General features: G+C 69.5%; 3 protein-coding genes. All 3 read right to left on the reverse strand.

Going from position 1 to position 13,405, the window contains the following annotated elements; translation table 11 throughout:
- Positions 1–11: 11 nt before the first annotated feature.
- The 3 genes from AB0M62_RS21230 to AB0M62_RS21240 are packed head-to-tail and all read right to left on the reverse strand — an operon-like array spanning position 12 to position 13,350.
- Positions 12–4,070 (reverse strand): DNA methyltransferase, encoded by a 4,059-nt coding sequence (locus AB0M62_RS21230; protein WP_366075813.1) that lies wholly within the window; start codon positions 4,068–4,070, stop codon positions 12–14.
- Positions 4,070–7,006, reverse strand: a complete 2,937-nt coding sequence (locus AB0M62_RS21235; RefSeq protein WP_366075814.1) for a DEAD/DEAH box helicase — start codon at positions 7,004–7,006, stop codon at positions 4,070–4,072. The genes AB0M62_RS21230 and AB0M62_RS21235 overlap by 1 nt, the downstream gene beginning before the upstream one ends.
- Positions 7,007–7,050: 44 nt before the next feature.
- Positions 7,051–13,350, reverse strand: coding sequence for a protein kinase (locus tag AB0M62_RS21240; RefSeq protein WP_366075815.1), 6,300 nt, complete (start codon positions 13,348–13,350; stop codon positions 7,051–7,053).
- Between the last annotated feature and the right edge of the window lie 55 nt (positions 13,351–13,405).

The following is a 13,405-nucleotide window of genomic DNA, read 5'->3' on the forward strand; positions in this document are numbered from 1 at the left end:
CGGGCGAGTGGTCAGGCGGGGTGACGGGGGCCGTGGCCCGGAGGCGGGGTGAGGGTGGAGGTGTAGGTCTCGCCCTCGACGAGCGGGTTCTCCAGGGTGAGACCGGCGGCGGCCATGCGGTCGTACTCGGCGAGGATCAGTTCCTTGGTGCGGTACGAGCCATACTTGGCCTCGTCCTTGCGGCGGACGATGGGGAAGGTGTCGAGGATGTAGTCGGCGTCCTCGCGGGAGATGCCGTAGAGGTGGAAGAAGCAGGCGTCGAGTTCGGCGCGGATCACTTGACGTCGGGACTCGGCCCAGCGGAAGGGTGCACCAGTGTCTCCGAGGTCGGCGGCGAACGGCTTCATGTCTACAGCAGTGAAGATCAACTCATGAACTCGTGCCGAGATGAACGCCGCATGGCGGGAGGCGTGAACCGGGTCTACCGTTGGGAGCTGCTTGATCACGGTAAAGGTGAGATGCAGGCCATTCAGTTTTTGGCGACATGCGAAGTCGAAAATGAATGACGCTTGCATGGCGTACAAGGATGCCGCCTGCTTGGCGTCTTTTGCTGAAAGAATGAGGGGGAGTGTATGTGCTGCTGCAGTGAGGGGGATGAGGTAGGGGATTACTGTGCGTTCATTTGTTGAGCTGGTCACATCGCAACAGCCGGACAGCCAGTCCCTGCGCCAGTGCGCTCCAGCTAGCTTTCGCTCGACCTCGGTTTGAGAGACCCAGTTCATTGGCTGGACGACGCGTTCAGCATCGTCGTGTTGGGGCGCGCTGAGGTATCGCGGCTGATTTTGCCGCTTGGTGGCCGTTTCGCTCTTTACCACGTCTGAGGTGCGGTGGTCGTAAAAGTCCACCATCTTTCCCTCGTATAGAGGGAGCATTCTTTCCTGGCCTTTTGCGAAAGTATTCCCCTCAAATTTCCAACCGTCTTTAAGGAGCTCTTCACGTGCGTGCATGAGGTGTGACTCGTGCGCCATGTGGAACATGGTCGTCAATGAGACATCCCAAGGGTTCCTCTTCGTTGAACTTTGCTCGAATAGGATAGGAACGCGTCGGTAGATCCCCAATGTGATCTCGGCGTCCCTGCGCGACCTGAACACTGGGAACGTTCCAGTGTTCGGGTTGAGGAGTTCGATCTCCTCCGGCGTCAGTGCGAACGCCTTCCTCACGTCGTCCAGTTCGGCCGGGTCATGGAGGAAGAAAGCGAACCGAGCTGCCGATTCACGCAACGACCGGCCTGTGACGGACAGGATGCTGAACTTCATTCCGGAATGAACCGCCGGGAAGAGGCCGCCGCGGTTCTCGAAGTCGTACAGCGCGGCGATCGACCCGGTCCGCACTAGGTCTTTCGAGAAGTATTGCGTCCGCGCATCCGTCACGATCCCAGTTGGGACGATCACCCCCGCCCGCCCGGTCGGCCCGAGCAGGATACGGTCCGTCTCCGTGAAAACGGAGTACGTGTTCAGGTTCCCCTGCCCAGTCAACGGAACTCGCCCCGACCGCCGCAGGAAGTGGCTCTCGGCATACACCTTTCGCTTACCCGCCTCGAACTCCTCGTACAGCGGAAGCGTGTCCGGAGAGTCCTTGAGCGCCTCGATCATCTTCTTGCGCACCGATGTACGGGATGCCTCGGCGATCTCCGGCGCCCTCTGGGCGAAGAACTCCTGCTCGCGGAAGTCCACGCTGTCCCATGGAGGGTTACCCACCACGGAGTCGAAGCCGCCCGCCCAGCCCGTCGCAGGGGAGACTCCCTGGCCGCTCTCCGGAACGGAGAAGACCTCGGGGAACTCCAAGTGCCAGTGGAAGAAGGTGTACTGGTCCCGTAGACGCTCAATCTCGGTGCGGGTCTCCGCAGCGACGCCACCGCCGCTCTGGTCCTCTAGCGCCTTGAACACCGAGTGCGTCACCGCGCGTGGAGCCTCCGGCGTCTTGAGCCACACGAACGCCGCGCACCAGGCGTCGGCGACACGCCGGGCACGCTGGTACGCCGAGGAGCCGGCCCACTCCTCGTACGCCTCCTCCTGGCGGCGCACGTCCGTCAATTCTTCCGCCTGGGCCAGCGTGATGGACCGAAGCCCACTGGCGAAGACGGTGTTGGCGACCTGCACCGCCTCGTCGCCGAGGTCGAACAGGCTGCCCTGTCCCACCCGTTCCTGCTGGTTGATCTTCTCCAGCGCCTTGGCGTGCTTCTTGTCGTCGCCCTCGGTGGCGATGAACGCGTCGTCGGGAATCCCGTCTCGCAGCAGCTTCGGCGTCGCGCCGATGAGCCCGTTGCCGTGCTTCACGTGGGCATTGAGGAAGCCGAGCGGCTTGCCCGGCTCCAACGCCTCCAGCCACAGCGACACCTTGGCCAGCTCCACAGCCAACGGGTTGAGGTCCACGCCGTAGATGCAGCGGGCGACGACCTCGTGCAACGCATGGCGCACCGCATCCAACGTCGGCTCGGGGTTGCGTTCCCGTACGGCCGCGACCTGCTTGGCGATCCGCCTGGCCGCTGCCACCAAGAAGTGCCCGGAGCCGCACGCCGGGTCGCACACCGCAAGCGACAGCAACTCATTCACGATCGAGTCCGCCGGGTCGGTCGCCCCCGACTTCGACGCCGCTTCCTCGCCCCGCTTCACCGCGTCCCGTATCACCGGGTCCAGAGTCGAGTCCAACAAACACTCGATGAGCGACGACGGGGTGTAGTAACTACCCGTCGTCTTACGGGTGTTGCCCGCTACCTCGACCAAGGTGAAGGTACGGTCGGCAGTGCTGTGCTTGGGCTCCAGCTCCAGTAGGGACTCGTAGACGGAGCCCAGCTCCTCCGCGTCCAGATGACGGTAGTCGACTGCCCGCCAGCGGCCGGAGCTGCCGTCCCGAACCTGTGACAAGTGCCGTACGGCCGTCAACAGAGCCTCGTTGGACAGCTTCAGGCCGCGCAGCGGGGCGTCCGCGTCCGTGTCGTTGAACAGACCACCGAGGCCGGGCAGGCCAAGCTCGGGGCGGCCTGCCTCGTCACCGAGGGCGTCGAGGACAATGCGCAGGGCCTCGTACAAGTCACAGTGGGCCGTACCCCGCCGCTTCCTCGCGTGCGCACGCAGCCGCGCCGACGAGAAGTACGCCTCGTACCGCTCGCGTGCCTGCGGGTCCGCCTTCGGCGACAGCAGCGCGTCGCGGTCCTCGGCCACGAAGACGAACAGCAGCCGGTACACGAGCCGCAGCAGCGCGGCCTGGAGCGCCTTCGGGCGGATGTCCTCGCGCAGGGCCGTGTTCTCCGGGTGCCGCAGGAAGCCCGTCCCCAGCGCGGTGATCGCGTCCTGGACACCCTTGCGGAGCTGGTCCAGGGCGCGCGTGCCGGAGGCGATCGCCTCCGTACGCCACTTCTCCAGTCGGCACGCGGACGGCGGCGCGTCCTCCGCCACCTCGAACCGCGACACGTGCAGCACCCGGTACAGCAGCACGAACTCGCTGAACAGCTCGCCGTCGAAGATCGACTCGAGGTCGAACTCCACGTACGAGGCCGTGGCCAGTGCGCTGGAGTCGCGCAGCAGCCGTACCTGACGGCCGTTCGTCAAGACGCCCCACAGGTGGGCCTCCGTGCGGTTCAGGCACTCCTGGAGCATCGACTGCGGGGGGACCGTGCCGGCGCCACCGGGGCGCTTGTCGAGGTTGGAGTTCCAGGCTGTCTGGTGGATGAGGGCGTGCCGCCATCGGTGGGAGACCGGGAACCTCTTCTCCGCGTCCGAGTCGGCGGTGATGCCCGCCGGGCCGACCTGCGTCAGCGGTCCGAAGCCGAGCTCCCGCCAGAGCGGGGCCAGCCAGTCACTGCCGGCGCGGCCGGTCGGGTCGGTCGCCGGGTCGCCCGTCTCGTGGTCCTCGGGGAGGTGCTTGCGCAGGTCGCGCCAGAGCGGCTTCAGGTACTCCCAACTGCGCTCGGCCTCGTCGCGTACCGATCGGGAGGACGGCAGGCCGTAGTCGGCCGGCTTCGAGCCGGGGACGTCCTTGCCCTCGGAGATCCGTACCAGCATGTCGGCAGGCAGCAGCCCCCCGACCGTGTGGACGGCGGTGAACACCTGGTTGCGGGTGACGGCGGACATCAGGCGGACACTCCAGGAGCAGCGGCAGGGGCGGCGGGCAGGTACACGTACGCGCCGAGGATGTCGGCGGGCTTCTGCACGGTGACGGACAGGCCTCGGACGATCTCGCCGGAGGCCTGGCGCACCCGGCGGTGCGAGGCGTCCAGCTCGGCGGCCAGTTCCTCGCCGTAGGTCTCCAGATGGCCGTACACGTCCGGGAGTTGGGTGAGCAGGCGCGTCATCGTGCGCTCGGCGTAGTGGCGGTCCGTGCTCTCCGACGCCGTCGCGTCGAGCAGGTCCCGCGCCCGCTCCGGCGGCAGCCACTCCGCCTTCCTGGCCGAGCCCTCGAAGGCGACCAGCCGGGCGTCCTCCGCGACCAGCTGCTTCTCGCCGCTGCGGGAGGGCAGCGTGAGGTGGAAGCGGTAGCGGACCAGGAGCAGGGTGGTGAGGGTGCCGACCGCGTCCGTGGTGACCACGCCGCAGCGGCGGGCCGGGCGGGCGCCGTCGGCCTGGGTGTCCAGGGCGGCGTTCAGGACGTGGGACGCGAGGGCGCCGACGACCGGGTCGGTCCGTACCAGGGCCGCCTCGCCGCGTGCCACCGCCGGGTCCGCGCGGAACGGGATCGGGCGGTCCTTCTCGATCACCTCCGCGCCGACCGTCGGCGCGAGCGCGTCCCTTAGGCCGATGGGAGTGCCGCCAACCTGGGCCGTGAAGTCCTCGCCGTCGCCGCGGAGTACGGCACCGAGGGCACCCAGTGACTCCCGTACGAACGTGTCGATCTCGCCCGCGCCGCCCAGCGCCTCCCGGACCGCCGCGACCTCGCGGGCGACCTCCTGCGGATGCACAGAGCGCTGCGCGAACCGCGAACGCGACGCCTTCTCGCGCTCGGCCGCCGAGTTCCAGTCGCTGTCCAGCTTCGCCGTGCTCACTTTGAAGGCGTCCGCGCTGAACAGCGCGTCCTGGTCCTCGCGGCCCCGCATTAGCAGCCACTCGACGATCGCGTCCGTCACGCCCGTCGACAGTTCGTCGGGTACGGAGACGGAGATGCCGAGGTCCTTCTTGATCTGACGGTGCTTCTTGATGAGGACTTCGAGGACCTTGCCGTCGATGCCGTTGTCGTCGCCGTACAGGGTGATGACGCGGACCTGGTCCTTGCGCTGGCCGTAGCGGTCGACGCGGCCCTCGCGCTGGTCGTGACGGGTTGGGTTCCAGGCCAGGTCGTAGTGGACGACGGCGTCGAAGTGGTGCTGGAGGTTGACGCCCTCGGAGAGGCAGTCGGTGGCGATCAGGACGCGGCGGGCGGCGGCGTCCTCGCCGGCCTCCTCGGCGAGCTTCTCGATGCGCTCCAGGCGCTGCTGCGGGGAGAGCGTGCCGGTGACCGCCTTCACGACGGTCTTGGCGCCGAGCGGGCCGCGCCTGCCGGACTCCTTGTCGTTCTCCAACTGGGCGGCGAGGTACTCGGCCGTCGGGATGTAGCGGCAGAACACGATCGGGTTGTGGCCGTCCGCGAGGAGCGCCTTGAGGTGCTTGATCAGCGCCTTGAGCTTCAGGTCCTTGGCCGGGCCTTCCAACTCCTCTGCGATGTCGGCGAGTTCGGCGAGGTAGGAGCGCGGGTCCTCGGTCGTCTCCGCGCCCGGTGCGACGTCCATGCCCTCCATCGCGTCGCTGTCGGCGGCGTCGCTGTTGAGCGGGGCGCCCAGCTTGTCGGCCTCCTCCGCCGACGCGGCGATCGCCGCCGCCGAGCGGGTCCGCAGCGTCTGCGCGGCGGCGCGCGGCGACGACACCAGCGAGCGGAGCAGCGCGATCGCCGACCACCAGGCGATGCGCGCCTCCCGCTTGCCCTGGCTGCCCGCCTGCTCGACGCGCTCACTCGCGTACGCGATCGCGTCGTCGAGCAGGGCCCGGTACTCCGGCGAGAGCTTGTACGTCTCGTCCTTGAAGTAGCGGTCCGAGGGGAACGCCGTCCGCTCCGCGAGGGAGTCGTCGGTGAGACCGTCCTCCTTGGTGAGGTACTGGCGTACGTCCGCCCGCTTGCGTGCCACGAAGTGCTGGGCGAGGAGCTTCCTGCCCGCCTCCGAATCCAGGCTGACGTCGGCCAGTTCGGGCTTGACCAGCCCGAGGAGGTTGCGGAACGCGGACTCCTTGCCGCTGTGCGGGGTCGCCGTCACGAGCAGCAGGTGCCGGTTCTCGTCCGCCGAGACGCGGCGCAGCAGCTCGTAGCGGAGCTGGTTCTGCGACGCCGTGGAGGTGTCGTCGGCGACCACGCAGGTGTGCGCCTCGTCGACGATCACCAGGTCGGGGCAGTGGCGTACGAAGTCGTCGCGGTGGCGTGGGGACTTGATGAAGTCCGTCGAGACGATCACGTGCGGGTACTTGTCGAAGAGGGACTGGCCCAGGTCCAGGCCCCGTTCGAGGCGCGAGACCGTCGAGGAGAGGACCAGCTCCGCGTCGATGCCGAACTTCGTGCGCAGTTCCTGCTGCCACTGCTCGGCGAGCGCGGGGGAGCAGAGCACGGCGAGGCCGGTCGCCTCGCCCTGGGCGAGGAGTTCGCTCGCGACCAGGCCCGCCTCGATCGTCTTGCCGATACCGACGTCGTCGGAGATCAGCATCCGGACCGTCTTCTGGCGCAGCGCCATGAGAAGCGGGACAAGCTGGTAGGCGCGCGGCTCCACCGCGATCCCGGCCAGCGAGCGGAACGGGCCCGCGCCCGAGCGGAAGCCGACGCGCAGCGCCGTACGCAGCAGGCCCGCCGCCCGCTGGTCGCCGAGGTCGCTCGGCTCAGGCGGCGCGAACTTCGCCTCGTCCACCGTCTCGAACGCCGGGAACACGGCGGCGATGTCGTCGTCCGAGCCGCCCAGCGGACGCAGGACGAGCAGATCGGGCTTGCTCTCGGGGAGCACCACCCATTCCCGGCCGCGGGCCTTCACCAGGGAACCGGCGGAGTACGTGAGTGCCATGTGAGTCTTCAAGTCCTCGTGTTGGGTCCGACCGGACGGGGCGGTCAGTTGGCGGCCGGAGAGCCGAAGTAGCGGGTGTTGGCGGCGGCGATGGCGTCCCAGTCGGCGCCGTGCGCGAAGCGGATGACGTCCCAGCGGGCATTGAACAGACGGTCCTCGGCGTCCTCGTCCCGGAAGGTGTCCTGCTCCTTGTCCGGTAGGTCCACGAAGACAGCCACGTTCACGCCGGGCAGGCGGTAGACGTAATCGGGGGTCGCCATCGCCTCGGTGAGGAACGAGCCCGGTTCGTCCGGCAGCCGCAGGCCGCGCGCCTTCGCCCAGCCCAGGAAGTCGCCCTGAGCCGCCAGCTCTGCCGCCGCCGCTGTCTCGACCGGTGTCGGCTCGGCGGGGGAGTGGTCGAGCAGGCGACGGTACTGCTCCGAGCGCGACTCGCCCCGCGACTCCCGCCGGGCCTTCGCCGACGCGAGCCGCACCAGCAGGTCCCGCACCGAGTGCCGGTTGATGAGGGCGTGGTTGAGCTGGTTGCCGTAGGTCAGCAGGCACTCGTAGCAGCCGAGCGCGCACGGCCGGTCCGTGTGCGGGCCGCCCTGGTCGGTGCCGTCCGTGTCGAAGTGGCAGATGTCCAGGGCGCGTACGGCCGCCTTCGCCAGGGCGTCGGGCTCGGCCTGGAGGCGGCGCAGCACACCCGCGCCGCCCTCGGCGGCCTCCGTGAACAGGATGCGGTTGCGGGGACCGTCGTCCGGCGGAAGCAGCTCGCTGGACAGCTCGGCGTCCTCCAGCTCGAATGCGGCCTCGATGCCCCGCTCCAGGGCGTACATCAGGGAGAGCGCGACCGGCTCCGGCAGCGGCTCGTCGAGAGTGACGACGAGGATGTTGCGGCGGTCCTCCACGTACGGGATGACCCGCTTCTTGCGGCGCCGTTCGTTGCCGTCCGCGTCGATCACGGGCAGCTCGCTGGAGTCGCCGGACGCCTCGGACGCGTCCTTGTCGTTCATCCAGCGGCCGTCCGCGAGGTCCAGCCAGTACCCGGCCGGCTCGTCGCTCTTGGCGCGCACCCGGCCGATGTTGGTGATGCGGACGGTCGCCGAGTCGCCGTACGCCACGTCGGCGAGCGGCGCGCCCGAGGCGTCGGCGACCGCCGCGTTCAGGCGGCCCTTGCGCGTGCCGTGGTCCTGGAAGCGGTACGACGTCTCCAGCTTGAAGCCGGCGCGGCGCCGCTCCTCCTCGTCGGACGAGATCCGCTCACGGCGGGTGGTGTAGACAGTGTGCAGTTGCAGCAGGCCGTACGTCGCCGAGCCCAGCGGCTCGTGGCACATGGCGCAGCGGTCCTCCAGCTGCTCCGGATCGTGGTGGTAGCCGCACTGCGCGCAGCGGCGGGCCTCGCTGGTCGCCAGCTCGCCCGAGGAGTCCGGCGGCAGCTGGATGCGGGTCACCTGGTAGCGGGCGCCCTCGTGGTAGATCAGCGCACCCGGGCCGAACTCGCGGATCGCGAGGAAGCGAGGCCGTTGGAGGTAGTCGCCGTCGCCGCGGCGGCGGCCGACGGTCGGGATGTACGCGGCGAGAGGGAGGCGCGGGAAGCTGTAGCCGGGCAGGAAGCCCTCGGACGCGAGATAGCGGTACGGGTTGAAGTCGGAGAGGACCGACTTGCTGTCGGCGCTCTCGTTCATCAGTAGATTCAGTTGCGTCTCGGCCTCGCGGCGGCGGGCGTTGGCGCGGATGCGGTCGCCCTCGGTGAGGCTGTAGTCCAGGCGGCGCCTGTTCTGGATGTACTGGTCGTCGAGCGCGGAGCGGAACAGCTGCCGCCAGCGGTCGAAGGCCCGGTCGAAGCGGGTCGCTACCGTCCGCACCCGGTCCTGGACCCAGTCGTCGTGCCACCACGTGGTCTCGGCGAAGTCGGGCAGGAGCGGGCCGAGGACGCGCAGGGCCGCGTCGACGGTGCGGCGCCGGGCGCTGTCGTCGAGGGAGGCCGCGAGGATGTCCGGCAGCAGCTCCAGCGCGGGGTTCGGACGGTCACCCGTGTCCGGGTACGACACGTCGAGCACCTCGGGGACGGCACGGCCCAGCTTCAGGCCGGCCTCCGCGATCCAGATGCCCTGGAGGTGGGAGAGCACCAGGTCCTCGTTGGCGAGGTCCAGACGCGGCGGGGCGACGGCGCCCGCGACCATGCGCTCCGAGCGGCGGAAGTAGTACTGGTCGTGGCTGTTTCCCGTCGCGCAGTACGTGGTGACGAGGGCGGGCTGGCCGCTGCGGCCCGCGCGGCCCGAGCGCTGCGCGTAGTTCGCGGGTGTGGGCGGCACGTTGCGCATCATCACCGCGTTGAGCTGGGAGATGTCGACGCCCAGCTCCATCGTCGGGGAGCAGTACAACAGCTTCAACTCCGCCTTGCGGAAGGCCTCTTCGCGCTGCTCCCGCTCCTCCGGCGAGACCTGCGCGGTGTGCTCGCGCGCGAACAGGCCGGACAGGGTGCCTGCTGCGTCCATGTACAGGTCGCGGAAGAAGGTGTTGACGCGCGGGCCGTCGCCGCTCTGGTAGGTGCGGGTCAGCGGGTCGTGCGTGCCCCTCTCGCCCCTGCCCGCACGCCAGACGAGGGACTGGGCGGCCACGCGGTAGCCGGTCGCGGTCGGGGCGGAGGACCTGCGGTAGCGGCCCGCGCGCTGCGGCGCCTCCGTCACCTCCTTCACCAGGCCCGCCTTGGCCAGGACCTTCAGCAACTCCTCGATGACCAGCTGGAGATCGGCCGGATCGAGCGTCTTGAACGACGTGTCCGCGCGGCGCAGGTACTTGCCGAACTTGCCGCGCGCCGACAGGAACAGAGCCGAGCGGTCCATGCCCGGGCGTGACGGGTGCGGATAGGCCGTGCCGACCTTCGGCTTGTCGGCGGCGGACAGCACCCACGGGTCGATCAGCCGCTCCTCGCTCGCCCGCTGGAGCGAGTCGAAGTCGTCACGGAAGTACGAGACGTCGATGGCGAGGGAGCGGCGCATCTCGTTGAGCAGCGCCTTCATGACCTCGGCCCGCAGCGCCGGGTCGGCGTCGCGCAGCGCCTCGTGCGTGCCCGCCCACCGGTCCTGCTTGGCCGCCACCCAGTCCAGATCGTCGTAGCCGATCTCCAACAAGCCGGTCTGCTCCAGGTTCGGCATCGTGATACGCCAGCCGCGCTCCAGATCCAGATAGAGCCGGAACGCGATCACGTCACGGAGGGTCTTGGCGGCGTTGCGGGCGAGGGAGGGCGGCAGATCGCTCTCGCCGGTGTAGTCGGCCGGCTCGATGGCGAGCGCGTTCGTCACCGACGAGGCCAGCTCCTCGTGGTGGACGCCGTCCTCGCCCGCGTCCAGAGCCGCCCGGTACAGGGCGCCGCGCAACTGCGTGATCTGCACGAAGTCGTTGAAGTGACCCGCCTGGAGGGACGCGTCCTGCCGGTTGTCGACGAACGTGAGGAGCTTGCGCGCCTCCTTGTCCAGGGTTTCCTCCGGCACCGACTTCAGCGAGCGCACCACCGACGCGGAGATCAGCGATGTCGCGGAGGACCGGCCCTCCTGGTCGAGCGTCGCCAGCTTCGCGAAATCCCGGCCGCGCGTCTGCTCGTACGCGACCCCGCAGTGCAGACAGAAAAGGAAGGGGGAGGGGACGAACGCGGCCTGGAGTTCGCCACTCCCTTCGCGGCCGCGCGGATCCACGGTGACGGCACGCGGCACCCGGTCGCGGTACGACTTCTTCACGACCTCCTGGCCCTTGTCGTCCAACTCCAGCCAGGACTCGGGCAGTCGGCGGTCGTCCACGGCGTACTGGACGTTGGACGGCCACGCCCGCTCGTGGTCGACGTACAGATAGCCGTCGCCCTGCCGCCCGCCCGTCGCCGAGGTGTCCCGGCGCGCCTCGTACCGGACCTCGCCGTCCTTCTCGGTCCGCCACACCGTCAGGTACTCCTGGCCGCACTCCCGGCAGAACGCCAGCGGCATCAGCAACTTGCCGTCGCTGCCCGGCTGTTCGATCTGGTACGAGCGGGTGAGGTGGCGCGAGAGCTTGTCCTCCAGGGTGACGTACACGGTGTCGCCCTTGGAGAGGAACTGGTGCAGCCGGAACGCGAACAGGGGCCGCTCGGTCACCGGGTGGTGCGCCTGTGAACCGGCCTCCAGGGTGGCGCGGATCGCGGCGGCACACTGGTCCTCGGCGACCCCGGACCGCTCGTGCAGCTCCTTCGCCGCGACCTCGATCTTCGTGGGTTGCTGTCGGACCAGCCGCCCGGAGGCCTCGTCGGTGGCCAGGCCGAAGCGGGTCTCGATCCAGCGGGCCAGCGGGTCGCGTACGAGATCGTCGTACGCGCGCGGCGCGGCGGGAGAGTTGAGACGCTCGGCGGGAACGGTGTCGGGTGTTGCGTGGGTCGCGCGGACCAGGGTCTCGCCGATCACGTGCTCCGGGCGCACCGGCGTACCGAACAGGGTGCTCGCCACCCCGGCGACGACCTGCTTCTGGTCGTCGAGCGTGCCCTCCGTCGACATGGTGGCCGACGTGCCGATGCACTGCAGGTCCTGCGCCTGGCAGGCCTCGCGGACCCGGCGGATCAGCAGGGCGACGTCGGCGCCCTGCCGGCCACGGTAGGTGTGCAACTCGTCGAAGACCAGGAACTCCAGGCCCCGCGCCATCTTGATGAGGCTCGCCCGGTCGGCCGGGCGGGTCAGCATCAGCTCCAGCATCACGTAGTTGGTGAGCAGGATGTCCGGCGGGTTGTCGCGGATCTCCTTGCGCTTCTCGTCGTCCTCCTGGCCCGTGTACCGGGCGAACGTGACCGGCTCGCGGCCCGCGCCGTAGCCGTCGCGCAGATACTTCTCCAGCTCCTTGAGCTGGCTGTTGGCGAGCGCGTTCATCGGGTAGACGATGATCGCCCGCACCCTCTTGGGGGCGCTCGGCCCCTCGGCGTCCCGCTGGTGGAGCACCTTGTTCACGATCGGGACGATGTACGCGAGCGACTTGCCGGACCCGGTGCCCGTCGTCAGGACGTACGACGCACCGGACGCGGCGGCGTCGATCGCCTCGCGCTGGTGCTGGTGGAGGGTCAGCGGGCGGCCGTCGCAGGCCGTGCCGCCCTCGGTCTTCCTCGCCTGGAAGATGCGGGCGCACTCCTCGTGCAGGACCTTCTGGCCCGCGAGCTCCATTACCGTGCCGCCGCTCTGGAAGAACGGGTTCAGCGACAGCCACGGGTCGGGCCACTGCGACTTGCTGTTGAGGTCGTCCTCGACGAACGCCGCGATGCGGTCGTCACGGATGACGGTGCCACCCTCGGTGAAGGAGCGGTAGTCCTTGATGAGCGTGCGGTGGACGCCGAAGACGTCCATGCCTGCGCCGGAGGCGGTGACCGGTGCCGGCGCCGGCACCGGCTGGCGAGCCTGCCGGGCGGGGGCCTGGGCGGCGGAAGCGCGCAGCGGGCGGGTCGGGTCCAGGGCGCCCCAGTGCGGCAGCCGCGGGGTGTCCCCGTCCTGCCCGGCCAGCGGAACCAGCGCGTCGCGTACGGCCGCGGCGTCCGCGGGACGGGCCGCCGGGTCCTTGGCGAGCAGCCGCTCGACGAGCCGGGCGAGCTCCGCGGGGATCTCGCTGCGGATGAGGGTGATGGGCGTCGGATCTTCGCGCGTGTGCTTGGCCGCGAGGTCGAAGGGCGACTCGCTGGTGAACGGCGGTACGCCCACGAGCATCTCGTAGAGCACACATCCCAGTGCGTACAGATCGGCGGCCTGTGTGACCTGCTTGGCCTCGAACTGCTCGGGAGCCATGTAGCGGGCGGTGCCCACGCTGACGCCCGTGCTGGTCAGCCGGGCCTCGTCCGGGTCGTCGACGATGCGGCCCATGCCGAAGTCGAGGACCTTGACGGTGCCTCCCTGCGTCAGCATGACGTTGGCGGGCTTGAGGTCGCGGTGGACGACCTCGGCGGCGTGCGCGGCGGCGAGACCGGAGGCGATCTGGGCACCGATGGCAGCGGCCCAGCTGACGGGGAGCTGCCGTTCCTCCGCGATGAGGTCGCGCAGTGTCTCGCCGCTCAGGAACTCCATCGCGAGGTAGGGAAGGCCGTCCTGGTCGTCGGCCACCCCACCGGCGACGATGCGCGTGAGGTTGGGGTCGTCAAGGCGGCGCATGATGCGCACCTCGCGGGCGAAGCGCTCGGTGGCCTTGAGGTCGGCACCGGTGTCGATCCGGGTGCCCGTGCGGCGGCGCAGGATGGTCTTGACGGCGACCGTGCGCTCAGGAGCGCCTTCGGCGGCTTGGAGATCCTCGGCCCGGTGCACCTCACCCATGTTGCCCTTGCCGATGACGTGCCCGATGCGGAACCTGCTGTCCAGCAGCTCCTGGCTCACTGCCGCTCCCCTCGTCCTCTGCCGTCTCGTTCCCGCCCCCGCGCGCGAGGGGCAA

This window comes from Streptomyces sp. NPDC051219 (genome assembly GCF_040682335.1).
In the GTDB taxonomy this organism is placed as follows: domain Bacteria; phylum Actinomycetota; class Actinomycetes; order Streptomycetales; family Streptomycetaceae; genus Streptomyces.